At 69.8% G+C, this 25,724-nt stretch carries 25 protein-coding genes; 24 read left to right on the top strand and 1 reads right to left on the bottom strand.

What is annotated here, in order from left to right:
* The first annotated feature begins 38 nt into the window (after positions 1-38).
* The 24 genes from tssA to ACSQ4M_RS15480 all read left to right on the top strand — a co-directional run bounded on the left by tssA (position 39) and on the right by ACSQ4M_RS15480 (position 24,437).
* Positions 39-1,034, top strand: coding sequence for a type VI secretion system protein TssA (gene tssA / locus ACSQ4M_RS15595; protein ID WP_436190358.1), 996 nt, complete (start codon positions 39-41; stop codon positions 1,032-1,034).
* Positions 1,035-1,079: 45 nt separating this feature from the next.
* Positions 1,080-1,607: a type VI secretion system contractile sheath small subunit gene (gene tssB / locus ACSQ4M_RS15590; protein ID WP_436190357.1), complete on the top strand. Its 528-nt coding sequence runs from the start codon at positions 1,080-1,082 to the stop codon at positions 1,605-1,607.
* 43 nt (positions 1,608-1,650) lie between these two features.
* Entirely contained in the window at positions 1,651-3,147 is a 1,497-nt protein-coding gene (gene tssC, locus ACSQ4M_RS15585) for a type VI secretion system contractile sheath large subunit (protein ID WP_436190356.1), read from the top strand.
* Between the two features lie 94 nt (positions 3,148-3,241).
* Positions 3,242-3,730, top strand: coding sequence for an Hcp family type VI secretion system effector (locus ACSQ4M_RS15580; RefSeq protein ID WP_436190355.1), 489 nt, complete (start codon positions 3,242-3,244; stop codon positions 3,728-3,730).
* 192 nt (positions 3,731-3,922) lie between these two features.
* Positions 3,923-4,429 carry an Hcp family type VI secretion system effector gene (locus ACSQ4M_RS15575; protein WP_436190354.1) on the top strand — a complete coding sequence of 169 codons (507 nt, stop codon included), beginning with the start codon at positions 3,923-3,925 and terminating at the stop codon, positions 4,427-4,429.
* Between the two features lie 15 nt (positions 4,430-4,444).
* Complete coding sequence (tssE, locus tag ACSQ4M_RS15570; RefSeq protein ID WP_436190353.1) at positions 4,445-4,969, top strand: type VI secretion system baseplate subunit TssE; 525 nt, start codon at positions 4,445-4,447, stop codon at positions 4,967-4,969.
* Positions 4,944-5,582, top strand: coding sequence for a hypothetical protein (locus ACSQ4M_RS15565; RefSeq protein WP_436190352.1), 639 nt, complete (start codon positions 4,944-4,946; stop codon positions 5,580-5,582). Before tssE ends, ACSQ4M_RS15565 begins: the two co-directional genes overlap by 26 nt.
* 17 nt (positions 5,583-5,599) lie before the next feature.
* On the top strand, positions 5,600-7,492 hold the full coding sequence (gene tssF / locus ACSQ4M_RS15560; RefSeq protein ID WP_436190351.1) for a type VI secretion system baseplate subunit TssF: 1,893 nt from the start codon (positions 5,600-5,602) through the stop codon (positions 7,490-7,492).
* Entirely contained in the window at positions 7,489-8,547 is a 1,059-nt protein-coding gene (tssG, locus tag ACSQ4M_RS15555; protein ID WP_436190350.1) for a type VI secretion system baseplate subunit TssG, read from the top strand. The genes tssF and tssG overlap by 4 nt, the downstream gene beginning before the upstream one ends.
* Positions 8,540-11,212: a type VI secretion system ATPase TssH gene (tssH, locus tag ACSQ4M_RS15550; protein WP_436190349.1), complete on the top strand. Its 2,673-nt coding sequence runs from the start codon at positions 8,540-8,542 to the stop codon at positions 11,210-11,212. The genes tssG and tssH overlap by 8 nt, the downstream gene beginning before the upstream one ends.
* A gap of 14 nt (positions 11,213-11,226) precedes the next feature.
* Positions 11,227-11,979 (top strand): hypothetical protein, encoded by a 753-nt coding sequence (locus tag ACSQ4M_RS15545; protein WP_436190348.1) that lies wholly within the window; start codon positions 11,227-11,229, stop codon positions 11,977-11,979.
* Positions 11,976-12,545: a hypothetical protein gene (locus tag ACSQ4M_RS15540; RefSeq protein ID WP_436190347.1), complete on the top strand. Its 570-nt coding sequence runs from the start codon at positions 11,976-11,978 to the stop codon at positions 12,543-12,545. The genes ACSQ4M_RS15545 and ACSQ4M_RS15540 overlap by 4 nt, the downstream gene beginning before the upstream one ends.
* Entirely contained in the window at positions 12,518-12,835 is a 318-nt protein-coding gene (locus tag ACSQ4M_RS15535; protein ID WP_436190346.1) for a contact-dependent growth inhibition system immunity protein, read from the top strand. Before ACSQ4M_RS15540 ends, ACSQ4M_RS15535 begins: the two co-directional genes overlap by 28 nt.
* Positions 12,754-15,042, top strand: a complete 2,289-nt coding sequence (locus tag ACSQ4M_RS15530; protein WP_436190345.1) for a type VI secretion system Vgr family protein — start codon at positions 12,754-12,756, stop codon at positions 15,040-15,042. Before ACSQ4M_RS15535 ends, ACSQ4M_RS15530 begins: the two co-directional genes overlap by 82 nt.
* Positions 15,043-15,053: 11 nt before the next feature.
* Complete coding sequence (locus ACSQ4M_RS15525; RefSeq protein WP_436190344.1) at positions 15,054-15,566, top strand: DUF6484 domain-containing protein; 513 nt, start codon at positions 15,054-15,056, stop codon at positions 15,564-15,566.
* Positions 15,567-15,583: 17 nt separating this feature from the next.
* The gene (locus ACSQ4M_RS15520; protein WP_436190343.1) at positions 15,584-16,639 is read left to right on the top strand and encodes a DUF2169 family type VI secretion system accessory protein; all 1,056 of its coding nucleotides are present in this window, start codon (positions 15,584-15,586) and stop codon (positions 16,637-16,639) included.
* 2 nt (positions 16,640-16,641) lie between these two features.
* Positions 16,642-17,724: a beta-ketoacyl synthase N-terminal-like domain-containing protein gene (locus ACSQ4M_RS15515; RefSeq protein WP_436190342.1), complete on the top strand. Its 1,083-nt coding sequence runs from the start codon at positions 16,642-16,644 to the stop codon at positions 17,722-17,724.
* Positions 17,725-17,746: 22 nt separating this feature from the next.
* Positions 17,747-18,643 carry a DUF4150 domain-containing protein gene (locus tag ACSQ4M_RS15510; protein WP_436190341.1) on the top strand — a complete coding sequence of 299 codons (897 nt, stop codon included), beginning with the start codon at positions 17,747-17,749 and terminating at the stop codon, positions 18,641-18,643.
* Positions 18,644-18,668: 25 nt separating this feature from the next.
* Positions 18,669-19,598, top strand: a complete 930-nt coding sequence (locus tag ACSQ4M_RS15505) for a type VI immunity family protein (protein ID WP_436190340.1) — start codon at positions 18,669-18,671, stop codon at positions 19,596-19,598.
* Positions 19,595-20,329, top strand: coding sequence for a hypothetical protein (locus ACSQ4M_RS15500; protein ID WP_436190339.1), 735 nt, complete (start codon positions 19,595-19,597; stop codon positions 20,327-20,329). The genes ACSQ4M_RS15505 and ACSQ4M_RS15500 overlap by 4 nt, the downstream gene beginning before the upstream one ends.
* Before the next feature lie 133 nt (positions 20,330-20,462).
* A complete protein-coding gene (locus ACSQ4M_RS15495) occupies positions 20,463-20,936 on the top strand; it encodes a GNAT family N-acetyltransferase (RefSeq protein ID WP_436190338.1) in 474 nt (157 codons plus the stop codon).
* 45 nt (positions 20,937-20,981) lie between these two features.
* Entirely contained in the window at positions 20,982-22,826 is a 1,845-nt protein-coding gene (locus ACSQ4M_RS15490; RefSeq protein ID WP_436190337.1) for a protein kinase domain-containing protein, read from the top strand.
* Between the two features lie 4 nt (positions 22,827-22,830).
* On the top strand, positions 22,831-23,877 hold the full coding sequence (locus tag ACSQ4M_RS15485) for a polysaccharide deacetylase family protein (protein ID WP_436190336.1): 1,047 nt from the start codon (positions 22,831-22,833) through the stop codon (positions 23,875-23,877).
* Positions 23,874-24,437, top strand: coding sequence for a hypothetical protein (locus ACSQ4M_RS15480; protein WP_436190335.1), 564 nt, complete (start codon positions 23,874-23,876; stop codon positions 24,435-24,437). Before ACSQ4M_RS15485 ends, ACSQ4M_RS15480 begins: the two co-directional genes overlap by 4 nt.
* Before the next feature lie 196 nt (positions 24,438-24,633).
* Here the strand turns inward: ACSQ4M_RS15480 and ACSQ4M_RS15475 are convergent, their stop codons facing one another.
* Complete coding sequence (locus ACSQ4M_RS15475) at positions 24,634-25,614, bottom strand: LysM peptidoglycan-binding domain-containing protein (RefSeq protein ID WP_436190334.1); 981 nt, start codon at positions 25,612-25,614, stop codon at positions 24,634-24,636.
* Between the last annotated feature and the right edge of the window lie 110 nt (positions 25,615-25,724).

Below are 25,724 nucleotides of genomic sequence, written 5' to 3'. Positions count from 1 at the left end.
TCCTAAAGTGGTCCGCAACCCTCCCGCAGGACCACTGCATGCCAACGCTCGACACCGATGCGCTCCTCACCCCCCTCGCCGGCGACGCGCCGTGCGGGCCGGCGCTGGACCACGACGACGCGTTCCAGGCGCTGGAGCGCGCCGCCGCGGGCACGCCCGAGCAGCAGTACGGCACCAAGCTCATCGCGGCCACGCCACCCGACTGGCATGCCGTGCACCGGCATGCGCATGACCTCGCCGCGCGCACCCGCGATCTGCGCGTGGCCGTCTGGCTCACGCGCAGCGCCGCCCATGTCGAAGGCCTGGTCGGCATGGTGCAGGGCCTGCAGCTGCTGCATGGCTTGCTGGAGCAGCACTGGCCGCTGGTGCATCCGCAGCTGGATGCCGGCGACGACAACGACCCCACGGAACGCATCAGTGCGCTGTGGCCGCTGTTCAAGGAAGAGGGCCTGGCCGACCTGCGCCGCGCTGCGCTGACGCCTGCACGCAATGCCGTCACGGTGCGCGATCTGGAGCTGGCCTTCGGCGGCGCCAAGCCCCATGGCGGTGAAGCCGTTCCCACCGCCGAGGCGCTGTTGCCCGCCATTGCCGCTGCACAGACGCAGGTCCCGGCGCTGGCCGGCGCCATGCAGGCTGGCCTGCTCGCCGTGCAGGGCATGGCCGCGGCACTGGACCGCCAGCTCGGCGCCGGCCGCTCGCCCGACCTCAAGCCCCTGGCCGCGCTGCTGCGCGTGGTGGCGCAGGCCGGCCAGCAGGCGCAGGGAACGCCTGCACCGCAGCCCGCGGCGAACACCGTGGCGGCCGCAGCGGCCGTGGCCCTACCTGCGCCCGGCACGATCAACTCGCGCGAGGACGCGATCCGCATGCTGGAGCGCGTGAGCGACTGGATCGAGCGCAACGAGCCGACCAACCCCGCCCCGCTGTTCATCAAGCGCGCGCAACGCCTGATGACCAAGAACTTCCTCGAGATCATCCGCGACCTGATGCCCGACGGCGTGGGCCAGATCGAGAAGCTCGCAGGCGCGCCCAAGTAAGCCGCCCGACCGCCCGCCGACCCCAAGGAGCCCAAGGAGTCCACCATGGCCACCAGCAGTCAGAAGTTCATCGCCCGCAACCGCGCCCCACGCGTGCAGATCGAGTACGACGTCGAGCTCTACGGCGCCGAGAAGAAGGTGCAGCTGCCCTTCGTCATGGGCGTGCTGTCCGACCTCTCGGGCAAGCCGGCCGAGCCGCTGCCGCCCGTGAACGAACGCAAGTTCCTGGAGATCGACGTGGACAACTTCGACGCCCGCATGGAGTCGATGAAGCCGCGCGTGGCCTTCCCCGTCACCAACACGCTGACCGGCGAGGGCAAGCTGTCGGTGGAACTCACGTTCAAGAACCTGGACGACTTCTCACCCGCCGCCGTGGCGCAGAAGGTCGACGGGCTCAAGCAGCTGCTCAAGGCGCGCCAGGAGCTCGCCAACCTCCTGACCTACATGGACGGCAAGACCGGCGCCGAGGATCTGCTGGCCAAGGTGATGGCCGACCCCGCGCTGCTGGCCTCATTGGCCGCTGCGAAGAAGCCCGAAGCGCCTGCAGCCGACCAGCCGGCCGCTGCCGCCTGACGCTGCCGCCCCCTCCATCCGCACTCCCGGGAGAGACGCAACCATGGCCGAAGACACACTCCAGAGCGCAGCGCCGCTGCAGGGCATCGCGTACGAGGGCAGCGAGTTCGCCGCGCTGCTGAACCAGGAGTTCAAGCCCAAGTCCGACGACGCGCGCAACGCCGTGCAGAACGCCGTGCTCACCCTGGCGCAGCAGGCGCTGGCCTCGACCAAGCTGATCGACGGCGACGTGATGGCCAGCATCGAGGCCATGATCGCCGAGCTCGACGAGCAGCTCTCCAGGCAGGTCAACCTGATCCTGCACCACCCCGAGTTCCAGGCGCTGGAGAGCGCCTGGCGCGGCCTGCACTACCTCGTCAACAACACCGAGACGGACGAGATGCTGAAGATCCGCGTCATGAACATCTCCAAGAAGGACTTCGGCAAGACGCTCAAGAAGTTCAAGGGCACGGCCTGGGACCAGAGCCCGCTGTTCAAGAAGGTCTACGAGGAGGAGTTCGGCCAGCTCGGCGGCGAGCCCTTCGGCGCGCTGGTGGGCGACTACTACTTCGACCACAGCCCGCCCGACGTGGAGCTGCTGGGCGAGATGAGCAAGGTGGCCGCCGCCGCGCACACGCCCTTCATCTCCGCGGCCAGCCCCAACCTGATGCAGATGGGTTCGTGGCAGGAGCTGTCCAACCCGCGCGACCTGACCAAGATCTTCACCACGCCCGAGTACGCGGCCTGGCGCTCGCTGCGCGCCTCGGACGACGCGCGCTACATCGGCCTGGCCATGCCGCGCTTCCTGGCGCGGCTGCCCTGGGGCGCCAAGACCGCGCCCGTGGAGGAGTTCAACTTCGAAGAGTCGACCACCGGTGCCGACCACTCGGCCTACGCCTGGGCCAACTCGGCCTATGCCATGGCCGTCAACATCAACCGCTCGTTCAAGATGTACGGCTGGTGCACGCGCATCCGCGGTGTCGAATCGGGCGGCGCGGTGGAGGGCCTGCCGACCCACACCTTCCCCACGGACGACGGCGGCGTGGCCATGAAGTGCCCGACCGAGATCGCCATCGGCGACCGGCGCGAGGCCGAGCTGGCCAAGAACGGCTTCATGCCGCTGCTGCACCGCAAGAACTCGGACTTCGCCGTCTTCATCGGCGCGCAGTCGCTGCAAAAGCCCGAGGAGTACGACGACCCGGACGCCACGGCCAACGCCAATCTGTCGGCCCGCCTGCCCTACCTGTTCGCCTGCTCACGCTTTGCGCACTACCTCAAGTGCATCGCGCGCGACAAGGTGGGCTCGTTCAAGGAGCGCGCCGACATGGCCAAGTGGCTGAACAAATGGATCATGAACTACGTGGACGGCGACCCTGCCAATTCGAGCGAGGCCACCAAGTCCAGGAAGCCGCTGGCCGCGGCCGAGGTCACCGTCGAGGAGGTGCCTGGCAACCCCGGCTACTACACGTCCAAGTTCTTCCTGCGGCCGCACTACCAGCTCGAGGGCCTCACGGTGTCGCTGCGGCTGGTGTCCAAGCTGCCATCGCAAAAGGGCACCTGAAGCCGCAGACCGCGGAGCCGGGCATGGGCCGTCGTGCGTGCCCGGTCTCCCTGCCAACGCCACGACGTTCAACCACCACTGAAGCGAGGAAACCATGGCCCATGTTGACTACTACCTGAAGATCGACGGCGTCGACGGCGAGTCCACCGACGACAAGCACGCCGGCGAGATCGAACTGGAATCCTGGAGCCTGGGCGGCAGCAACGCCGGCTCGTTCAGCAGCGGCGGTGGCGGCGGCAGCGGCAAGGTGGCGCTGCAGGACTTCCACTTCGTGAAGAAGACCGACAAGGCCTCGGCCAAGCTGCTCACCGCGTGCTGCACCGGCGAGCACCTGGCCACCGCCACGCTGGTGTGCCGCAAGGCCGGCGGCGAGCAGGAGGAGTTCCTCACCGTGATCCTCTCGCCCGTGATGGTCAGCAGCTACCAGAACAGCGGCTCGGCCGGCGCCGACATCATCCCGATGGAGCAGGTGGCGCTGAACTACGGAAAGATCGAGTTCAAGTACAAGCCACAGGACGGCAAGGGCGGCCTGGGCGGCGAGGTCGTCGGCGGCTGGGACGTGACCACCAACAAGAAGGTGTGAAGTTGAATCCACCCCGTTTGGATGTCTCACTGCGTGTAGACATCCCATCCCCCTCCAGGGGCGCCGCCAGCGGCCGGGCAGAGCCCGTTCCGCGGCGTCCGCTGGCATGGCCTGCTCCGCGGACTTCGGATCAGTGCGTTGCGGCCCGGTGCCGGACCGTGACGGCGGCGCACGGCACAACGGAAGACTGACATGGTCCCCCTGTCCGGGCAAAGCGACGGCGCGTCCGACCTGTTCCTCAGCGTGCAGACCAAGCGCGCCGGCAAGGTCAAGGGCGAGGTCACGACCGAGGGCCACGAGGAGGAGATCCAGCTGCTGCGCTGGAACTGGGGCGTCAGCGCCAACACGGCGATCGGCTCGACCGAGCGCACGGCGCGGCGCGTGTACCGCCACCTCGTCGTGACCAAGGGCATCGACGCGGCGTCCACCGCGCTGCTGAGCGCGCTGGCCACCAACGACGAGGTCAAGGAAGCCGTGCTGACCATGCGCAAGGCCGGCGGCGAGGCGCTGGACTACTTCACGATGACGCTGGAAGGCGCGCGCGTGGTGGGGCTGGACATCGAGGTGGGCGACGACGGACGGCCGCTGGAGCGCGTGTCCATCGCCTTCACCAAGATCGGCATCGCCTACCAGCCGCAGCAGAACGCGGGGCTGGGTTCGGGCACGTTCAGCTTCGACGACGAGGTCCTGCCCGCCTGAGGGCCGGGGTGCGCCATGGCCACCGTGGACGCCCGCAACCGACTGCAGCCGGCCCTGCTGGACCGGCTCACCGACGACGCGCCGGGCGAACGCCAGGAGGCGGACGACCACCGCGTCATGTCCAAGGCCCGGCTGCGCCAGGCCGTGCTGCGCGACCTGAGCGCGCTGTTCAACACCGTGCAGCCGCTGGGCGCCGCCGCCGACGCCTACCCGCAGGTCGGTGCGAGCGTGCTGAACTTCGGCCTGCCCGCGCTGTCGGGCCAGCTCGCGTCCAAGCTGGACGTGAGCGTGCTGGAGCGCGCCATCCGCCAGGCCATCCTGCGCTACGAGCCGCGCATCCTGGCCGACAGCCTGCAGGTGCGCGCGGTGGAGCCCGGCAGCGTGCTGGACACGCACAACGTGATCGAGTTCGAGATCAGCGGCCACCTGTGGTCGCAGCCGGTGCCGCTGGAGATCCTGCTGAGGACGCAGATGGATCTGGAGGCGGGGCAGGTGGAGGTGCGGGATGGGGTGGGTGGACGGTCCAGAACTGGCGCTTGAGCCATCTCGCCGATTTCACGACCACGACATTCCGAGCGCAAAACAAGTGGAGGCTCCGATGGCATATGGCAACGACCCCTACTTTGCAGGCAGCCGACGACACGCTGCCGAGGGACTGTGGCCACGCGAGTACGACGTTGCCGAAGGCACGGTGCTCTACCGGTTCGTGGACGCCACACGGTGCACGCCAGCCAGGGGAGCGGATGGCGCATGGTGGCTCGAGTACGAGCACTTTCAGGCAGTGAAGCACTTTGCCTCGCGCCACGGGTATTCACTCGGCTACGCCGCACGGCTGTTCGCCGCCATCCTGTACGACTGGAGCGAGGTCAACTGCGTGGTGCGTGCTCGTGTGGACAAGCCGCTGCACGTCTGGAAGGGCAAAGGCAAGCAGATCGCAGTGCCATCGGGCTCAGCGGCGAGCGACGCGCGTGATCGCAATGTCGTTCAGCACGGTGCGCTGACGGGCAAAGGCGCGACGCGCGACAGCCGAATGACGCCGATGCAGGGTTCGCTGGAGGTCTATCAGCTGTATGTTCCTGGGCTCGGCAAGCCGCACTTCCAGTTCTCCTCGCTGATGACCCTTCTAGGTCACGAAGACATCGCCACCGGCTGACGAGGCGCGCAAACTCCATGGACCCCCGCCTCCTGCGCCTCTACAGCGACGAGCTGACCCACCTGCGCGAGGTCGGCAGTGAGTTCGCGCATGCCTTCCCCAAGATCGCGTCGCGCCTGTCCATGGAAGGCATGGAGGTCACCGACCCGTATGTCGAGCGGCTCATGGAGGGCTTTGCCTTCATGGCCGCGCACGTGCAGCTCAAGATCGAGGCCGAGCAGCCGCGGCTCATCGCCCAGCTGCTCGAAGCCAGCTACCCGAACTTCCTCGCGCCCGTGCCATCGATGATGGTGGCGCGCTTCGACGCCGACCTGCTGGACCCGAACCTCACGCGCGGCCACGTGGTGCCGCGCGGCAGCGCTGTCACGGCCGAGCCGGCGCGCGGGCAGGACACGCATTGCGAGTTCCGCACCGCGCACGCGGTCACGCTGTGGCCCGTGGAGCTGGTGTCGGTGCAGTACTTCACGCACGCGCCCGACCTGCCGCTGGGCCGATTGCCGCAGGCCCAGGGCACGCAGGGCGGCCTGCGCATCCGGCTGCGCACCGGCGGTGGCCTGGGCTTTCGCCAGCTGGGACTGGACCGGCTGGCCTTCTACCTCAGCGCGCCCGACGAGGTGGCCCTGCGCCTGCACGAACTGCTGCACAGCGCCTGCACCGGCACGCTGGTGCTCACCGGCCAGGCCGGCACGCCGCCGGCCTGGCGCGGCCCCGACAGCCTGCTGCCGCTGGGCTTCGCCGCCGACGAGGCGCTGCTGCCCGAATCGCTGCGCGCCTTCTCGGGTTACCGGCTGCTGCAGGAGGCGGCCGCCATGCCGCAGCGCCTGCTGTTCTTCGAGATCGGCGACCTGGCCGCCCGGCTGGCGCAGGTGGTCGGCGACGAGGTGGAGCTCGTCGTGCTGCTGCGCCGCGGCGATGCGCCGCTGGAAGCACTGGTCGACCGCCACAGCCTGGCACTGCACTGCACGCCGGCCATCAACCTGTTCAGGAAGCGGCTGGACCGCATCCAGCTCGGCCCCGGCGCCTGGGAATACCACGTGGTGCCCGACCGCACGCGGCCCATGGACTTCGAGGTGCACAGCCTGGAAACCGTCACGGGCTACGGCAACGGGGCCGTGGGCCAGCAGCGCTTCGAGCCGCTCTACGCGACGCAGCAGGCCGCAGGCACCGGCGATGCCGCGCAGGCCCATGGCTTCTACACGCTGCGGCGCGAGCCCCGGCTGCGCTCGCAGCGGCAGATGACGCAGGGCGCGCGTTCCTCGTACATCGGCCAGGAGGTGTATCTGGCGCTGGTCGATCCGCGCCATGCGCCCTACCGCGAGGACATCCGCCAGCTGTCGGTGGCGGCCTGGGTCAGCAACCGCGACCTGCCGATGCTGCTGCCGCAGGGCGCGGATCCGAACCAGAAGCCGGTCTGGCGGCTGGACGCGGCCGGACCCGTGCGGCGCGTGGATGCTTTGCGCGGGCCGACGCGGCCGGTCACGCGCAGGCCGGCGGGCGAACCCGGCTGGCAGCTCGTCAGCCACCTGAGCCTGAACCACCTGTCGCTGGTCGGCGCATCGCCGGCCGACGCTGCAGCGGCGCTGCGCACCACGCTGGCCTTGTACGCCCCGCCCAACGACGCTGCCTGGGCGCGCCAGGTGGCCGGCGTGCTCGCGCTGCGGGTGCAGCCCATCGTGCGCCGCCTGCCCTTCAAGGGGCCGATGGCTTTCGGCAGCGGCATCGAAATCGTGCTGGAACTGGACGAACTGGCCTACCAGGGCACCAGCGCCTTCCTGTTCGCCAGCGTGCTGGAACGCTTCTTCGCGCGCCATGCGGCCATCAATGCGTTCACCCAGCTGGTGCTGCGCACACCCCAGCGCGGCGAGCTGATGCGCTGGGCGCCGCGCATCGGACAACGGGAAACGCTGTGACGCCGCAGCGCGAGGCCTTGTTCGCGTCGGTGCGCGCCGCGCCCTGGGCGCACGACTTCTTCGCACTGCTGCGCCGCCTGGAGGCCCTGCACCCGGAGGCGCCGCGCATCGGCCGCGCGCTGCGCCCCGCGCAGGAGCCCGTGCGCCTGGGGCAGGAGCCGGAGCTCGACTTCGCGCCCGCCCCGCTCGCCAGCTTCGCCCACGAGAAGGACATGCCCGCGCCCCGCCTGGGCGTGCGCTTCTTCGGCCTGCTCGGCCCGCACGGGCCGATGCCGCTGCACCTGACCGAGTACGTGCGCGAACGCCAGCGCTGGCGCAACGACCCGACGGCCGCGCGCTTCCTGGACATCTTCCACCACCGCATGCTGGCGCTGTTCTACCGCGCCTGGGCCGACGCCCAGCCCACGGTGCAGCACGACCGCCCGGCGCAGGACCGCTTCGCCGCCTGGCTGGGCGCGGGCTTCGGCCATGCCGGCACGGCGCCGCTGCAGGGTGCGCTGCCGCGCCAGGCCCAACTGTTCCAGGCCGGCCTGCTGGGCGCGCGCAGCCGCCACCCCGAGGGCCTGGCCAAGCTGCTGGCGCAGCACTTCCGCGTGCCGGTGCGCATCGAGGAACACGTCGCGCACCGGCTGCCCATCGCTCCCGAAGACCGCAGCCGCCTGGGCCATGCGCGCAACCGGCCGCAGCGCGCGGCCCTGCCCGCCGCGCAGCTGGGCCGCAACGCCAACGCCGGCCGCGCCGTGCACGACCGACAGTTCAAGTTCCGCGTGGTGCTGGGGCCCTTGACGCTGGCGCAGTACCTGGGCTTCCTGCCTGGCGGCCCGGCCTGGCCGCCGCTGCGCGACTGGATTCGCCAGTACGCGGGGCTGGACCTGCAATGGGATGTGCAACTGGTGCTGGCGCAGGCCGAACTGCCCGAGCCGCGGCTGGGCCAGCGCGTGCCGTTGGGCGTGGTCTCCTGGCTGGGCCGGCAGCACCCCGCGCGCGACCGGGGCGACCTGCGCCTGCGGCCCACCGCCTCGTTCGTGCACCGCCATGGAGACCACCATGCCTGACATCTCCCGCACCGCGCTGTTCGGCAAGCTCAACGCCACAGCCTACAAGGCCATCGAGGGCGCCACCGTGTTCTGCAAGCTGCGCGGCAACCCGGTGGTGGAGCTGCAGCACTGGCTCTACCAGATCCTCAACGGGCAGGACTCGGACCTGCACCGCATCGTGCAGCACGTGGGCATCGACACCGGCGCGCTGGCCACCGACCTCACGGCAGCACTCGACCGGCTGCCGCGCGGCGCCTCCTCGGTGACCGACCTGTCCAGCTGGGTGGAGAGCGCGGTCGAGCGCGGCTGGGTCTACGGCTCGCTGATGTTCGGCGACACGCAGGTGCGCACCGGCACGCTGCTGCTGGGCATGCTCAAGACCACCGGCCTGCGCGCGGTGCTGGTCTCGATCTCGCGCCAGTTCGAGCGCATCCAGGCCGACGCGCTGGCGCAGGACTTCGCGAAGATCGTCGCCGGCTCGCCGGAGGACGGCCAGGCCGCCACCGCCAGCGGTGCCGCGCCCGGCGAGGCCAGCGGCGCCATCGCGCCCGCGGCCATGGGCAAGCAGGAGGCGCTCAAGCGCTTCGCCATCGACCTGACCGAGCGCGCGCACAAGGACGAGATCGACCCCGTGGCCGGCCGCGACGAAGAGATCCGCCAGATCGTCGACATCCTGATGCGCCGGCGCCAGAACAACCCCATCCTGACCGGCGAGGCCGGCGTCGGCAAGACGGCCGTGGTCGAGGGCTTCGCGCTGCGGCTGGCGCGCGGCGACGTGCCGCCGCAGCTCAAGGACGTGCGCCTGCACATGCTGGACGTGGGCCTGCTGCAGGCCGGCGCCAGCATGAAGGGCGAGTTCGAGAGCCGGCTGCGCGCCGTGATCGACGAGGTGCAGGCCTCGCCGCAGCCCATCATCCTGTTCATCGACGAGGCCCACACGCTGGTGGGCGCCGGCGGCCAGGCCGGCACCGGCGATGCGGCCAACCTGCTCAAGCCGGCGCTGGCGCGCGGCAAGCTGCGCACCATCGCCGCCACCACCTGGGCCGAGTACAAGAAGTACATCGAGAAGGACCCGGCGCTCACCAGGCGCTTCCAGGTCGTGCAGGTGGCCGAGCCCGGCGAGGCCAAGGCCATCCAGATGCTGCGCGGCGTGGCCAGCGTCCTGGAGAAGCACCACCGCGTGGCGCTGCTGGACGAGGCCATCGAAGCCGCCGTGCGGCTGGCGCACCGCTACATCCCCGCGCGGCAACTGCCCGACAAGGCCGTGAGCCTGCTGGACACCGCCTGCGCGCGCGTGGCCGTGAGCCAGCATGCCACGCCGCCGGCGCTGGAAGACTGCCAACGCCGGCTGGAGGCGCTGCAGGTGGAGCAGGAGATCATCGACCGCGAGGCGGCCATCGGCATCGACACCGACGCGCGCCGCCAGCGCACGGCCCAGGCCATCGACGCGGAGCAGACGCGGCTGGCGCAGCTGCAGGCCCGGCATGCGGAGGAAAAGGGCGTGGTCGACCGCATCCTGGCACTGCGGGCGCTGCTGCGGGCACCTGTAGCGCCGGCATCCGAAGCCGCTGCTGCCGCCCCTCCCGCGCCCGAGCGCGACACCCTGCTCGCCGAGCTGCGCCCGCTGCAGACCCGCCTGCGCGAACTGCAGGGCGACACCCCGCTCATCCTGCCCACCGTGGACGAGCAGGCCGTGGCCAGCGTGGTGCAGGACTGGACCGGCGTGCCCGTGGGCCGCATGGTCAAGAACGAGGTCGAGGCCGTGCTGCGACTGGCCGACACGCTCAACCAGCGCGTCATCGGCCAGAAGCATGCGCTGGAGATGATCGCGCGGCGCGTGCAGACCTCGCGCGCGCGGCTGGACAACCCGGGCAAGCCCATCGGCGTGTTCCTGCTGTGCGGCACCTCGGGCGTGGGCAAGACCGAGACCGCGCTGGCGCTGGCCGAGTCGCTGTACGGCGGCGAGCAGAACGTCATCACCATCAACATGAGCGAGTTCCAGGAGGCGCACACCGTCTCCACGCTCAAGGGCGCGCCACCCGGCTACGTGGGCTACGGCGAGGGCGGCGTGCTGACCGAGGCGGTGCGCCGCCGTCCCTACAGCGTGGTACTGCTCGACGAGGTGGAGAAGGCCCACCCCGACGTGCACGAGCTGTTCTTCCAGGTCTTCGACAAGGGCTGGATGGAAGACGGCGAAGGCCGCGGCATCGACTTCAAGAACACCATCATCCTGCTCACCAGCAACGTCGGCAGCGAGCTGATCATGCGGCTGTGCAAGGGCGCCGCGCCCACGCCCGACCCCGAGCAGATCGCCACCGCGCTGCGCGCGCCGCTGCTGCAAGTGTTCCCGGCCGCGCTGCTGGGCCGGCTGGTGGTGGTGCCCTACTACCCGCTGTCGGACGCGATGATGGGCGACATCGTGCGGCTGCAGCTGGGCCGCATCGCCCGGCGCGTGCAGGAAAACCACGGCATTCCGTTCGAGTACGACGACGACGTGGTGCGGCTGGTGGTCTCGCGCTGCACCGAGGCGGAATCGGGTGGGCGCGTGATCGATGCGATCCTGACGAACACGGTGCTGCCGCGCGTCTCGCTGGAGTACCTGACGCGGCTGGCCGCGGGGGGCAGCCTGCAGCGGATCACGCTGGGGGTACGGGAGGGGGATTTCAGCTACGGGTTCGATTGAGACGGGGTGTCGGCATGCCCTCCGCGCGCATCCCCGCCACCGGCGAAGTCATCCAGACCACCCAGCCGACACGGTCCACGCCGGCGCCGGCCGTCCTCTACGTCAACAAGGTGGCCAGCGACGGCTGGCTCCAGGCGCGGGCAGAGGACTCCGGCGAGCGGCTGTCCCTGTTCAAGTACACCCGGCTCACCAACGTGCAAACACGCGGCGGGCGCATCTACTTCAAGGCGGCCGAAGGCGTCCATCAGGGGCGCACGCTGAGCCTGGCGCAGGCCAATGCACAGGAGTACCTCGGCAATCGAGCGCCGACGGCCAAGGCCGCGCAACTCACCGTCACGTATGGCAAGTACGAATCCGGCTGGTATTCGGAGGCGCGCGGCGACAAGCTGGACCAGCAACTGGCCACGCTGGAGATCGACGCGGTTGTTGCTGCTGTCACGATGAACTCGGTCTGGGGAACAGGCTTCACTCCCTTGCCGCCTGGGCAGTACAAGGTGCTGCTGCCTGACGTACCGCATGGGGCCAACATGACCCGCCCTTACCGCAGGGTCGAGCCAGCGCTGGTGTTTGACCAGGTCTGGTTTCCGATCCAACATGGCGACAACAGCAGGTATGTCCATATCGGCAACTTGTCGGATGGCTGCGTGACGGTGATGGACTTCGCCAAGTGGCCTGCCATCCACGAAGCACTGTTGAGCCACCGGTCTCCCGATGGCAAGAGCGTGGCACAACTGACGGTCAAGGGGAAGCCTCAAAGAGAGCGATGACGTCGATGCGCAAACACAGGACGGCAGTGTCGGGAATCATGCTCATCGCATGCCTGTCGCACGCGCTCTGCGCATGCGCGGAGAGTGCGCCGGCAGCGCCTGGGAACTACACCGCGCAAGACCAGCGTGCCGCGCGCATGCTCAACGCCCTGGGCGACAGAGCCTACCGGGCCGGACAGTTCAACGAGGCGCTCAAGGCCTACATGGCCTCCTACCCGAACTTTCCGAACCCCTACGCCTACCTGATGTCGGGGGATGCGTACTGGCGTGCGGTGCTGGCTTCCCACCAGGGCCGGTCGGGCGACGAGGCAGGCCGCTGCCGCGTTGCCAACGAACACTTTCCCAGCGACCTGCGGCGCAGCCTGGAGGAGCATTTCCAACGTGGGCTCGCGCTGCATCCGGCGCCAGGGCGTGCGAGCGAGCCGAACGCAGAGCTGAGGCGGCGCGCAGGCACCACGGCGGCCTGCCTCGGCGAGTTGGCCAGGCAATACGATGGGCAGCCCGCCACGACCTGCGTGGCGCTGGACCGTCTGTCCGCATGCCTGGGCGCGCCCTTGCTCCGGTGATGCCCAGGCGGCCGTTTCCTGACTTGGCCTCCTTCATGGGCGGCTGGTTCCATCAGGATTCCGACCTCCACGGCGACTCCCTGGAGGAAGTGGTCGCGGCGTTCAAGGCCGAAAGCGACGCTGCGCTCGTCGCGCCCCTGGTCGATGACTTTAGTCTGTTGCCCGCCTCGCCCCCGCCCCCTACCGTTGCATGGACTGCACCAGCACCATGCCGGCCCCGATCACCCTCACCTCCCCGCTGCCGCCCGAGGACTTGCTGTTCGAGTCCATGCGTTGTTCCGAAGGCCTGAGCCTGCTCGGCGAGATGCAGCTGGCCCTGGTCAGCGCCAAGCCCGACCTCAAGCCGCAGGACCTGCTCGGCAAGACCGTGGGCGTGACGGTACAGCTGCAGGGTGAGGCCAAGCGCCACTTCCATGGTCACGTGACGCGCTTTTCCATCGGCGCGCGCAGCGGCCGCTACTACGGCTACCAGGCCAGCGTGCGGCCCTGGCTGTGGTTCCTCACGCGCACCACGGACTGCCGCATCTTCCAGGACCTGAGCGTGCCCGACATCGTGAAGAAGGTGTTCGAGGACCATGGCGGCGCCAGCTTCAAGTTCAACCTGTTCCGCAGCTACCGCAAGTGGGTCTACTGCGTGCAGTACCGCGAGAGCGACTACAACTTCGTCGCCCGCCTGCTCGAGCACGAGGGCATCTACTGGTACGTGGAACACGGCGAGGGCGAACACAAGCTGGTGCTGGTGGATTCCAAGAGCGCGCACGACGCCGCGCCCGACTGCAAGACCCTGCCCTACTACGAGAACCCGGGCGAGGCGCCGCCCGATGTCGAGTGCATCTCGGGCTGGCAGTTCGCAAGCGCCGTGGAGACCGACCACACGCTGCTGCGCAGTTACGACTTCGAGCGCCCATCGACGCCGCTGGAGGTCAAGGCCGAAACCAAGCCTCCCTACAAGATCGGCGCGCTGGAGCAGTACGACTGGCAGGGCGACTACGTGCAGTCGGCCGACGGCACGCAGTGGGCCGAGGCCCGGCTGGACGAGCGGCAGACCCGCTACGAGACTGCGCACGCAAGCAGCAACGCGCACGGCATCGAGGCCGGCCGCCTGCTCACGCTGGAGCGCCATCCGCGCGAGAACCAGAATGCCGAGTACCTGGTCACGCAGACGACGGTGCATGCGCGCAACGATGCCTACGAGACCGGCGATGGCGGCGGCGGTGCCGGCAGCTGGCAGTGCGAGTTCTCCGCCATCCCCGCGGGCCAGCAGTTCCGCCCGCCGCGCCGCACGCCCAAGCCCTTCGTGCAGGGGCCGCAGACGGCGGTGGTCACCGGCCCCAGTGGCGAGGAACTGTTCACCGACAAGTACGGCCGCGTGAAACTGCAGTTCCATTGGGACCGGCTGGGCAGGAAGGACGAGAAGAGTTCGTGCTGGGTGCGTGTGTCGCACCCCTGGGCCGGCAAGAACTACGGTGCCATCCACATCCCGCGCATCGGCCAGGAGGTGGTGGTCGACTTCCTGGAGGGCGACCCGGACCAGCCGCTCATCACCGGCCGTGTCTACAACGCCGAGCAGATGCCGCCCTGGGAACTGCCGGCCAACGCCACGCAGAGCGGCATCCTCACGCGCTCCAGCAAGGGCGGCAGCGCGGCCAACGCGAACGCGCTGCGCTTCGAGGACAAGAAGGGCAGCGAGCAGGTCTGGCTGCATGCCGAGAAGAACCAGGACATCGAGGTCGAGAACGACGAGACGCACTGGGTGGGGCACGACCGCACCAAGACCATCGACCACGACGAGACGGTGCATGTGAAGCACGACCGCACGGAGACGGTGGACAACAACGAGACCATCACCATCGGCGTGGACCGCAGCGAGCAGGTCGGCAACAACGAAACGATTTCCATCGGCGTGAACCGCACCGAGACCGTGGGCAGCAACGAGACCATCACGGTCGGCGCCAACCGCACCGAGACCGTGGGCGCCAACGAGACGATTTCCATCGGCTCGAACCGGACCATCACCGTGGGCGCCAGCGAGACCGCCACCGTGGCACTGCAGCGCACGCACACGGTGGGCGTGAACGAGACGATTGCCATCGGTGCGGCGCAAGAGATCGCGATCGGCGCGATGCAGGTGGTGGCGGTGGGTGCGGCGCAGACGATCACGGTGGGGGCGAACCAGTCGACCAGCGTGGGCGCCAAGCAGAGCACTGACGTGGGCTCGGACCGCAGCGTGCAGGTGGGCGGCGCGCAGAGCACGAAGGTCGGCAAGGGGCGCAGCGTGTCGGTGGGCGACGACGATGCACTCAAGGCGGGCAAGAACATCGTGATCGACGCGGGCGACTCCATCACGTTGAAGACCGGCAGCGCCAGCATCACGATGAAGAAGGACGGCACGATCGCCATCAAGGGCAAGGACATCACGGTCAGTGGCTCGGGGAAGATCAATGTGAAGGCGAGCGGGGACGTGGTGGTCAAGGGCTCGAAGATCGGGCTGAACTAGGGGACATCCACATGGACCGCCTGCAAGACCCCAGCGTCCGCCTCGCGGCAGAAGAACTGGTCGACGACCTAGGCTGGTCAACCCGCCACGCCACCGCCCATCCGGCGCCTGCCATTGGACGCCTGCAAGGCTTCGACCAACTGGATCAGCCGATGCTGGTCGGCCTCTCGGCGTGCCCTGGTCAAGTGGTGGCTGCACGCAGCATCGTGCCGCTGCGGCGAGCCATGGTGGGGCGGGAGGTCTTGGTGCTGTTCGCCGAGGGGAACCTGCAGTCACCCGTTGTCGTCGGCGTGGTGGAGGCGCGCGCGTTGCGGGAAGCGAAGACAGCACCGGAGAGCGGCGTCACCATGGTGGCGGACGGTGAGCGTCACCTCATCGAGGCGGAGCGAGAGATCGTCCTGCGGTGCGGCGATGCCAGCATCACGCTGACCCGCGCGGGAAAGGTCATCATCCAGGGCAACTACATCTTGAGCCGCTCCAGGGGCTACAACAAGATCAAGGGCGCCGCGATCGACATCAACTGAGGTGCTCTCGCAAGATCATGTGGCAGGTCGACAACCAGACGCCCTTCGCCGCCGACCGCGGCTGGGTGCGCGACCGCGACGGGTCGGAGATGTGGCTGGTGGCTGTGAAGGCGACCTTCGACATCCTGCCGGACGGCAACACCGCCGTGAGTCCGGTACAGCCACCCGTGCTGCGCGTGGCCGAGCACCACGGCGAGCCGGGCCAGAGCAGCATCAAGTACGAGAACGACCTGGTGCTGACCAAGCGCACCACCGACATCATCGTGGTGGGCCACGCGCATGCGCCGGGCGGCCTGCCGGTCACGGAGCTGGATGTGGGCTTCCAGGTCGGCCCCGCGCAGAAGATGCTGCGTGTCATCGGGAATCGGCACTGGGGCGCCACCGGAGCCAGTGCCGCGGAGCCTTTCGTGAAGATGCCGCTGGTGTACGAACGCGCCTATGGCGGCGTGGACCGTCAGTCCGACAGGTCAGACAAGGACTGGGAGTGGCGCAACCCCGTGGGCACCGGCTTCGCCGTGTCGGGTGGCAATGCTGCGGGGCTTGCCTTGCCCAATGTGGAACACGCCGGCGACCTGATCCGCTCGTGGCGCGACCGTCCGGCTCCTGCCGGCTTCGGCGCGGTGGCCAGCCATTGGCAGCCACGTGTGGGCTTTGCCGGCACGCACGACGAGCGCTGGTTGAAGACCCGGCAGCCGCTGCTCGCGGAAGACCTCGACGACCGGTTCTTCCAGTGCGCGCCGGCCGATCAGCAAGCGCCCGAGTTCCTGCACGGCGGCGAGTCTGCGGCGGTGCTGCGCATGGCACCGGGTGGCGCCGACATGCACTTCCGACTGCCGCGCATCCATCTCGGCTTCGAAACCCGCTTTACCGATGGCAGTCGAGAGATCCACAGGAACCGGCGCCTGCACACGGTGATCCTGGAGCCGGACTTTCCCCGCATGTCGCTGGTCTGGCACAGCGCATTGCCCTGCCACTTCAAGGTACACAAGCTGGACTGCACCGTCGTGACGCTCAAGATGTCGCTGAACGCCGCGCGGCCCGTCGGTGTGGAGGCCGCGGAAGGACGTGCCTGAACATGGGTGAAACCATCTGCATCGTCGCCATGGGTGCCAGCACCCCGCTGGGCAACGACGCCTGGTCGACGGCAGCGGCCGTGCGTGCGGGCATCAGCGCCTTCACGCACCACCCCTACATGGTCGACACGGCAGGCCAGCCGATGCGTGTGGCCATGTCGCCATCGATCGATCCGACGCTGCAGGGCGTGGACCGCCTGGAGGCCTTGCTGCACCCGAGCCTCGCTGAAGCCTTGCTGCCACTGTCCGCCCGCGACCGCACGCCGCCGCGCGTTGGACTGGCCCTGGCGGTGTCCTGTCCGCGGGCCGGCGTTGCCACGCAATGGCCGGAGCAACTGCTGCAGGGCATTGCGCGACGGCATGCGCATGCGTTCCAGACGCAGTCGGTGTTCGCGGCAGGGCATGCCTCTGCGCTGCTGGGCGTCGACGCGGCCTGCGCCACACTGCGCCGCGGCGAGCTGGATGCCTACCTCATCGCAGGCGTGGACAGCCACCTCGAACCCGAAACGTTGGAAGCCCTGGAGGCCCGTGACCAGCTCCATGGCGCCGGCCTGCTCAACCATGCCTGGGGTTTCATTCCGGGAGAGGCGAGCGGCGCCATCGTTCTGATGCGCGAATCCGTGGCCCGCGCGTGCGGGCTGCCGCCGCTGGCCACCGTGCTGGGCACCGGCGCGGCCAGCGAGCCCAGGCGCATCAACACCGAGACGGTGTGCCTGGGCGAGGGTCTGACACAGGCTTGCGGCCAGGCGTTGGTGGCACTGCCCGCAGGTCGCCGCGTTACCGATGTCTACTGCGACATGAATGGGGAGCCCTACCGCGCCGACGAGTACGGCTTCACGGCGCTTCGCCTCAACGGGCATTTCGCATCGGCCAGTGACTTCGTGGCGCCTGCCGACTGCTGGGGCGACGTGGCAGCGGCCGGCGGAGTTCTGCACCTGGTCCTGGCCTGTGCGGCCAAGGCCAAGCGCTATGCGCGCGGCCCCCTGGCTTTCATCTGGGGCAGCTCTGAAAGCGGCGAACGGGCTGCAGTGCTGATCGCGGCCACGTGCGCCTGCGCACAGGCCGCACGGCAACAGGCCGCGTGACGGTGGACCAGGGAGCGATCCGATGCCCGTCACGGTCAAGGTCAACGGCACGGTCAACTCCCTCGTCCACAAAGGCAGCGGCCATTTCTCGATGGCAACGATGCCCGACGTGTGCAAGACGCCATCACCGGGCGGGCCCATCCCGCTGCCCTATCCGAACGTCTCCATGTCCAGCAGCCTGGCCAACGGCACGACCACAGTCAAGGCCGACGGCGGAAACATGGTTGCCATCAAGGGCTCCGAATTCTCCCTGAGCCAGGGCGACGAGCCCGGTGTGGCGGGCGGTGTCAAGTCCAGCACGTTCAAGAAGGAATCGACCTGGCTCCTCTACTCCTTCGACGTGAAGATGGAGGGAAAGAATGCCTGCCGCCTCACGGACAAGAAGTTCCAGAACCACGAGAACACAGCCGACATGATGGGTGCGGGCGGCCTGCCCGTACCCATCACCGCTGCGGAGGAAGCCTTGCAGAAGATGGTGTGCGATTGCGATGAAGAGGAAGACCGCAAGACTCCCAATGAAACCGACTGCATGGCGCTGGGCGATCGCAAGCACACGTGCGTGGACAAGAAGATCCAGCAGCACAACGGGAAGGGGGAGAAGCCGACCCTCGGCAACGAAGCCGGCTGGACGGCCGACAGGCCGCCGGTGATGCTGCCCTTCGAGCGCAAGAAGACGTACCGTTCGGTGCGGAGCGGCACGGACTGGCCGGATGCCGTGTCCTTCGATGCCGGCGGCAACCCGGAACAGATCTTCGACTTCAAGTTCAAGTGCCCGTCGTCCACGTATCCAGGCGAGCCGGCCTGGGGCCGCAAGCGAAACGGGACCTCGCAGAAGACGGCCTACGAAAATCTCACGCGTCGCTGGGGCAAGGATCCCGAGAGATTTCCGCCCCGCAAGATATCGAACACCAATTGCTAGCATCCCAGGGACGACAAGCCAGGCCATGAACCTCGACCATCTGATAGCCACGACCCGCAAGGGCCACTGCCTGGCCAGGCCGACGCTGAGCGTGTTCCTCTACAGCGACATGCCGGTGCATCGGCTCGGCCCCCATGCCGCCGATGCCATCGACGCGTACATCCGGTTCGTCGGCGCACAAGCACTCAAGGTCTGCGTGGGCAACAACGGCGAGTTGCGACCGCTGACCGCGCGCAAGCTGGCCAAGGACCTCAAGCAGTTGCGCCAGTTTCCTGCCGAGCTCGCGGCAGCATGGCTTGAGTACGACGCAGACCCCCAAGGCTGGGTGGGCGATTTCGGCTTGCTCTTGTATGCGACGGACTTCACCGTGGTCGAACACGGTCCGGCCAGCGACAACCTGCTCCGACTCGACTTTCCGGCGGCCTTCGCGGACCAGGTCGGCATCGACGCCTTCTGCGACTTCCTGCTGCGCCTGGCGGCGCTGTTTCCCATCGAATCGGGCAATGCGGGGCTCACCTTCAAGCGAACGTCCTGGACGGAGGGAACGGCCACGGAACATGTCAACCGCCTGCTGCCACGGTACCTGGCTTTCGATCCCTGCTACCAGAACGTCCAGAAGTACCTGCGGGGCCGCACGGCCTGGGCACACTGGATCAACCTCCTGGGCAGCGGCCTGGCCCAACGCCTGGGCGGCATCGGGCACATCGCGGCGGCGCTGCCCGGCGCGGACGTGCGCGAGTTGGCGGGCGGCGGCTGCTTCATTCGCAACGCGTTGCGGCCGCCCGTGGGCGACGTCAATCGACAGGCGCCCGACGTGGGGCTGATGCCGGACTGCGCACGCCTGCTGCAGCCGACCCGCGTGCGGCTGACCGGCCTGGGCGACCCGGAGTTCGAACCTGGTCCCTGGCTCGCGCGTTTCGACACCATGCCGGCGCGCGACTGGAATCCGGCGTGACCAAGCAGCCTTTTCCGCTACAAATGGCGTCGGTGGCGGCGTCCGGCCTCATCGAGGTGCACATCGACTTCGCGGCTCCGCACGCCGCCGCCGAGACTGCCCAGGCACTTGCCGCCCTGGCTTCGGCCTTTGCCGTGTTCGGGCATTGGGGCGGGTTCGCGGGTACCCGTCTGAAGCCTGCTCCGGCCGGCTTCATGCAGGACCCGGTGGCAGTGGCGGCCGATGGCCACTGGACCGTGCGCTTCGCCGAAGTCCAAGCCGATCCCGGCGTGCTGGGCGTGCTGCTCAAGGCACTGAGCCGCTTCAGCCTTGACCAGGCTGCCATCGCGGGGGTGCACTGTGTGGCCGACGACGCCTTCGACGCGCGGGGCCATGCGCCAGGGGGGCTGACGCCACCGCCGTTTCCCGTCGACGACTGGCGCGAAGGCAGCCGTTCAATGGTCCTGGAGATCGAACTGGCCGAGCCTGCCCCTGCCGAGGCACACCGGCGCGTCCGTGAGGTCTGGGCCGCATGGGTGACTCTGGGGCAGTTGGGCGCCTTCAGCACTGACGAGGCAGAGCTGGCCGATGCGCAGGTGCTCATCACCGAGGCTCCGCTGTCGCTGGAAGGCGAGATACGCTTCTTTCACGAGCGGCTGCGCATGAGCAGGGCTGGCACGCAATGCCTGCTCAACGCGCTGCACGGCTTGCACGGGCGGGTCCTGCAGATCGAGCGGGTCACGCTGGCGTGATGCCCCCGAAAATCGCCCGTGCGATGGCGGCTGTCGCTTGCTGCTCAGCGCAACCGACAGTCACGCTGGTGCTGCCGTTTCGATGGCGCAAAACCGGCGCCTGACCGCGCGCACCCAACCTCCAGGCTGCCACATGGACATGCTGATCGCCCTTCCGACGCTGCCCGCGGCGCCCGCCCTGCCGGACTTGCAGATCCGCAAGCCCATCGGTCCGGAACACGACCTGATCGCTTCCTGGGTCGCGCATCATTTCTCACTGGCCTGGGCCAGCGAGGCCCGTTTCGCCCTTGCCAACCGCCCTCTGACGCTCTTCGTCGCCACCCGAGGCCTCCCCTGCGAACCCGTGGGCTTCTGCGCTCACGACGCCACCGCCCGCGGCTTCGTCGGCCCCATCGGCGTGCTGGACAGCGCCCGTCGCGGCGGCATCGGCGCCGCCCTGCTGCTGGCCTGCCTGCACGACATGCGCGCCATGGGCTACGGCTATGCGGTGGCTGGCGCCGTCGGCGCGCCCGACTTCTTCCGCCGCGTGGCCGGCGCCATCGAGATCCCGAACTCCACACCCGGCATCTACGCCGGCCTGCTGCGCGCGTCACCCACTGCGCCATGACTTTCGTTCATTGCCGCCGCACCGCACCGCGTTCAGCATGGCCCCATGCCCGAAGCCTCCCGCGACGAGACCCTGCACGTGTCCGCCCCGCCTGATGCGGACGCACAGGCCGCGCCGCTCGACGCCGACGCCACCCGCATCGCCCCGCGCACGGCCGGCCCACGCACACCGCCGACCCACACCCGGCTGCACACCCAGACCAACACCCACACCCGCGGCAGCGGCCTGACCCTGCCCGGCGGCAGCGCCCATGCCGCCGACCTCGAGGTGCGCCAGGTCGGCCGCTACCAGATCCTCGCCAAGCTCGGCCGCGGCGGCATGGCCACGGTCTTCCGCGCGCACGACCCGGACATCGGCCGCGACGTGGCAATCAAGTTCCTGCACGCCTCGCTGTGCGAGGACGAGGAGTACCGCGCGCGCTTCCTGCGCGAGGCACGTGCGGCCGGCGGCCTGTCGCACCCGCACATCGTGACCGTGCACGACGTGGGCGAGATCGACGGCCGGCCCTACATGGCCATGGAACTGCTGGACGGCGATCCGCTGGCCGACCTGCTGCAAGGCGGCCAGCCGCTGCCGGTGCGCGACGTGGTGGTCATGGGCATCCAGCTGGCGCAGGCGCTGGACTATGCGCACCAGCGCGGCATCGTGCACCGCGACATCAAGCCCGGCAACATCGCGCGGCTGCACGGCGGGCAGACCATCAAGGTGATGGACTTCGGCATCGCCCACATGGCGGCCACCTCGGCGGGCGAGCAGCGCACGCGCGTGGGCGACGTGCTGGGCACGCCGCAGTACATGTCGCCCGAGCAGATGCAGGGCGGCAAGATCGATGGCCGCTCGGACCTGTTCACGGCCGGCATCGTGCTCTACCAGATGCTGACCGGGCAGCGCCCGTTCCAGGGCGACAGCGTGGTCACGCTGGCGCTCAAGATCTCCAAGGAAGACCCGACGCCGATCGAGAAGCTGCGCCCCGAAGTACCGCCCGCGCTGCGCCGCGTGGTCGACCGCTGCCTGGCCAAGGCGCCCGAGCGGCGCCACCAGAGCGGCGCCGCGCTGGCCGAGGCGCTGCAGCGCGTGCTGGCGGAGATCGACGAGCAGGCGCGCGCGGGCGAAGGCACGCAGGCGCGCGGCGTGCCGCTGCGGCTCAAGTGGGCCGGCCTGATGGCCTTGATCGTGGCCGTGGTGATGGCCATCACGGCCTCGCTGATCGTGCAGCGCCAGCAGGCCGCGCTGATGGCGCAGGTGGGCGACTCCGGCGCGGCGCTGACGCGCTTCATCGCGGCGCAGAACGCGGTGCCGGCGCTGTCCGAGGACTGGGTGGTCGTCGACGTGGCGCTGCAGAACCTCATGCAGACGCGCGACTTCGAGAGCATCACCGTGACCGACCGCGGCGGTGTGGTGCGTGCCGCGAGCCGGCCCGAACTGGTGGGCCAGCCCTGGCATGCACCCAGTGGCGAGGCGCTGGGCGAGGCCGGCGGCGTGCAGCGCACGCGCTATGAGGCTGGCGGCGAGACCGTGCTGGGCTTCGCCGCGCCCATCACCTTCCAGGGCAAGGCCGTGGGCCAGGTCGTGCTGGGCCTGCCCGAGCGCGCGCTGGCCGCGGTGGCGCGCCAGTCGCAATGGCTGATGGCGGTGCTGGCGCTGGTCACGGTGGCGGCCGTGGCGCTGGCCATGTACCTGGTGGGAACCTGGTTCGCGCGGCCGATCCGGCTGGTCGGCGAGGCCATGGACGAGATCACCGCGGGGCGGCTGGACTTCCGCATCCGCGAGCAGCGCAAGGACGAGTTCGGCCAGCTCTACGCGGCCTTCGACCGCATGGCCCAGGCGCTGCAGGGGCGCGCCGCGCCGCCGCCCGCCGAGGCCTCGCCCGCAAGCGAACAAGCGGGCTGACGGCATGTGGCTGCTGCCCTGCCCGCTGCGCGCCGCTGTGGTCCTGGTGCCTGCGCTGCTGGCGGCCTGCGGCACGCCGCAGCCGGCACCGCCGGCGACCGCACCCGCGCCAGTGGCCCCGACGCAGGCGTCGCAGGACGGCGTGCTCGCGCGTGGCGAGCGCTTGCTGGTCTACCTGCCGCGCAGCGGCGACACGCTGCGCAGCATCGCCGCGCAATGGCTGGGCAGCGCGGAGCAGGACTGGCAGATCGCCGCGGCCAACGGCGGCATCGCGCAGCCCCAGCCCGGCATGCCGCTGGTGGTGCCGCTGCAGGCCCCCAACCCGGGCGGCATCGCCAGCGACAGCTACCAGACCGTTCCCGTGCTGTGCTACCACCGCTTCGGCAGTGGCGGCGGGCGCATGTCGGTCACGCCCACGCGCTTTGCCGAGCAGATGCAATGGCTGGTGGACAACGGCTACCGCGTGGTGCGGCTCGCGCAACTGGGCGACTACCTCGCGGGCCGGGCCGCGCTGCCGCCGCGCGCCGTGGTCGTCACCGTGGACGACGGCTACGCCTCGTTCCACCAGCATGCCTGGCCGGTGCTGCGCCGGCTCGGCCTGCCGGCCACGCTGTTCGTCTACACCGACTTCATCGGCGCCGGGCTCGCCGTGGGCTGGCCGCAGTTGCAGGAACTGGCGGCCTCGGGCCTGGTCGACGTGCAGGTGCATTCCAAGACGCACCGCAACCTGATCGAGCGCCAGGCCGGCGAGAGCGACGAGCGCTACCGCCAGAGCCTGGACCAGGAGATCCGCGTGCCGCGCGAACTGCTGCAGCAGCGCCTTCCCACGCCGGTGCAGCACTACGCCTACCCGTTCGGCGATGCCAACGAGCAGGTGCTGGAGCTGCTGGCGCGCCAGCACTACACCCTGGCCGTCACCGTCACGCCGGGCGGCAACCCGTTCTTCGCCCAGCCCCTCATGCTGCGCCGGACCATGATTTTCGGCGACCACGACATGGAGGCGTTCCGGGCCCGCCTGCAGACCAGCCGGCGCATCGGCGCGCAGCCATGAGGGCAGCGTCCGCACCCTTGCTGGCCGCCTGCGTGCTGGTGCTTTCCGGCTGCACCAGCCCACCCTCCTCCGGCCCGGCCGAGGCCCCTGCAGCCGCCCCGTCTCCCGGCCAGCAGGAGCAGGCCATCGGCCGCTTCGAAGGGCTGCAGCGCGTGCGCGCGCTGCAGCTGGAAGACGAGGGCCAGTGGGCCGACGCGGCCTGGACCTGGGAGGTGCTGGTGGTGCTGCGTCCCGCGCACGCGCCCTACCGCGAACGCGCCGCCGCACTGCGCCAGCGCATCGCCGCCGCCGTGGCCGAGCAACTCGAGCGCGCGGAAGCGGCCCAGCGGCGCGGCGCGGCGGACCAGGCCGCCACCCACTACCTGCGCGCGCTGGCGCTGCAGCCCGACCATGCGCAGGCGGCGGACGCCTTGCGCGCGCTCGAGCGCGAGCGCAACCGGCGCCTGTACCTGGGCAAGCCCTCGCGGCTCACGATCCAGCGGCGCGACGGACTAGAGGCGCCGCCGCCGCGGCGGCCGCCCCCCAGGCCTGCGGCAGGAGCCAGGGGCGAGGCGCACTGAGCACCTCGGTTGCCCATCGAAGGCACTGCACGCCACCCGCAGTGCACGAAACCGGCTCGCAAGCAGCGGTTCAGAAGGCCGCGGAGCAGGCCATGCCAGCGCAGCCGCGGAACTGGCTCTGCCAGGCCGCCGGGTGCGCCCCCTTGAGGGGGGATGGGACTTCTACACGAAGTGAGAAGTCAAAACGGGGGTGGTTTCATTTCAGCTTGTCGGCCCGCTCCTGCAGCTGCAGGGCCTTTTGCCGCTCCAGCCGCGCGGTCTCGTTCGCCGGTTCGAGCCCGAGCACGCGGTCCCAGCCGCGGACGGCGCCTGCCAGGTCCTGACGCGCGAAGGCCGAGCGCGCGGCCAGGCTGTGGCGTTCGACGAGGCGCTTGCGCACGGCCTCCGCACGGGCCTTGGCACCGGGCTGGTCGAGCGTTGCCGCACGTTCGTATTCCGTCAGCGCACGCTCCAGTTGGCCTGCGCGCTCGGCCGCCTCTGCGCTGCGCAGGGCCTGCTCGCCCGGCGAGGGCTCGGGCGCGGGTGCCGGTGCCGGCGGGGGCGGCGGCACCGGTGCGGGCGCGGCTGCGGGCGGCTCGGCCGGGACAGGCGCGGGGGCTGCGGCGGCCCGGCTGGGCGCGGGTGCAGGCGGTCGTGTCGCGGGCTCGGGCACCGCAGCGGTGCCGCCCGCGGGCGGCTTGCCCGGGATGCGCAGCACCTGCCCGCTGCTGATCTGCTTGGGCACCGCGATGCCGTTGTAGCGTGCCAGGATATAGAAGGCGTAGAGGTCGTTGAGGAAGCGCTGGGCGATGCGCGACAGCGTGTCGCTGGGCCGCACCGTGTAGTTGAAGGACTCGCGGCCCAGTTCAGCCGGGTCCATGGTGATCTGGCGCATCAGGTTGACGGCCAGCTTGTTGTTGAAGTCCAGCGCCAGGGCGCGTTCGAGTTCGGCGCGCGCCTCGTCCTCCTTGCCGGCCTCCAGCAGGTCGATCACGGCGCGCGCGATCTTCTGCGCCTGCGCCGCCTCCGCCGCCGTGGCCGGGCGCTGCGGCGCGCGCGGCGGCGTGGGCTCGGGCTCGGGCGGCGGTGGCGGCGGCGCCGGCATGGTGGGCACCTGCGCGGGTGCCGGTGGAGGCGGTGTGGCGCAGCCGGCCAGCAGCACCAGCACCGCCACGAAGACCAGGGATGGTTTCGGCATGGAAGACGCTCTCGATGCGACGCCTGCAGTATGGGAGCGGCGCGCGCATTGCGCAGGTGACTTTCGGACATTGCCCGGGGCCGGCGCCCCGCGCAGCATGTCCCGGTGCA

Origin of the sequence: Pseudorhodoferax sp. LjRoot39 (assembly GCF_964253035.1) — a bacterium.
Taxonomy (GTDB): Bacteria; Pseudomonadota; Gammaproteobacteria; order Burkholderiales; family Burkholderiaceae_C; genus Pseudorhodoferax.
This window is presented reverse-complemented; position numbering and strand designations above follow the sequence as displayed.

Bases quoted from the DNA above. Each gene is read 5' to 3' on its own strand.
- tssA (WP_436190358.1), top strand. From the start codon at position 39: ATGCCAACGCTCGACACCGATGCGCTCCTCACCCCCCTCGCCGGCGAC.
- tssB (WP_436190357.1), top strand. From the start codon at position 1,080: ATGGCCACCAGCAGTCAGAAGTTCATCGCCCGCAACCGCGCCCCACGC.
- tssC (WP_436190356.1), top strand. From the start codon at position 1,651: ATGGCCGAAGACACACTCCAGAGCGCAGCGCCGCTGCAGGGCATCGCG.
- ACSQ4M_RS15580 (WP_436190355.1), top strand. From the start codon at position 3,242: ATGGCCCATGTTGACTACTACCTGAAGATCGACGGCGTCGACGGCGAG.
- ACSQ4M_RS15575 (WP_436190354.1), top strand. From the start codon at position 3,923: ATGGTCCCCCTGTCCGGGCAAAGCGACGGCGCGTCCGACCTGTTCCTC.
- tssE (WP_436190353.1), top strand. From the start codon at position 4,445: ATGGCCACCGTGGACGCCCGCAACCGACTGCAGCCGGCCCTGCTGGAC.
- tssF (WP_436190351.1), top strand. From the start codon at position 5,600: ATGGACCCCCGCCTCCTGCGCCTCTACAGCGACGAGCTGACCCACCTG.
- tssH (WP_436190349.1), top strand. From the start codon at position 8,540: ATGCCTGACATCTCCCGCACCGCGCTGTTCGGCAAGCTCAACGCCACA.
- ACSQ4M_RS15545 (WP_436190348.1), top strand. From the start codon at position 11,227: ATGCCCTCCGCGCGCATCCCCGCCACCGGCGAAGTCATCCAGACCACC.
- ACSQ4M_RS15540 (WP_436190347.1), top strand. From the start codon at position 11,976: ATGACGTCGATGCGCAAACACAGGACGGCAGTGTCGGGAATCATGCTC.
- ACSQ4M_RS15535 (WP_436190346.1), top strand. From the start codon at position 12,518: ATGCCTGGGCGCGCCCTTGCTCCGGTGATGCCCAGGCGGCCGTTTCCT.
- ACSQ4M_RS15530 (WP_436190345.1), top strand. From the start codon at position 12,754: ATGCCGGCCCCGATCACCCTCACCTCCCCGCTGCCGCCCGAGGACTTG.
- ACSQ4M_RS15525 (WP_436190344.1), top strand. From the start codon at position 15,054: ATGGACCGCCTGCAAGACCCCAGCGTCCGCCTCGCGGCAGAAGAACTG.
- ACSQ4M_RS15520 (WP_436190343.1), top strand. From the start codon at position 15,584: ATGTGGCAGGTCGACAACCAGACGCCCTTCGCCGCCGACCGCGGCTGG.
- ACSQ4M_RS15515 (WP_436190342.1), top strand. From the start codon at position 16,642: ATGGGTGAAACCATCTGCATCGTCGCCATGGGTGCCAGCACCCCGCTG.
- ACSQ4M_RS15510 (WP_436190341.1), top strand. From the start codon at position 17,747: ATGCCCGTCACGGTCAAGGTCAACGGCACGGTCAACTCCCTCGTCCAC.
- ACSQ4M_RS15505 (WP_436190340.1), top strand. From the start codon at position 18,669: ATGAACCTCGACCATCTGATAGCCACGACCCGCAAGGGCCACTGCCTG.
- ACSQ4M_RS15495 (WP_436190338.1), top strand. From the start codon at position 20,463: ATGGACATGCTGATCGCCCTTCCGACGCTGCCCGCGGCGCCCGCCCTG.
- ACSQ4M_RS15490 (WP_436190337.1), top strand. From the start codon at position 20,982: ATGCCCGAAGCCTCCCGCGACGAGACCCTGCACGTGTCCGCCCCGCCT.
- ACSQ4M_RS15485 (WP_436190336.1), top strand. From the start codon at position 22,831: ATGTGGCTGCTGCCCTGCCCGCTGCGCGCCGCTGTGGTCCTGGTGCCT.
- ACSQ4M_RS15480 (WP_436190335.1), top strand. From the start codon at position 23,874: ATGAGGGCAGCGTCCGCACCCTTGCTGGCCGCCTGCGTGCTGGTGCTT.
- ACSQ4M_RS15475 (WP_436190334.1), bottom strand. From the start codon at position 25,614: ATGCCGAAACCATCCCTGGTCTTCGTGGCGGTGCTGGTGCTGCTGGCC.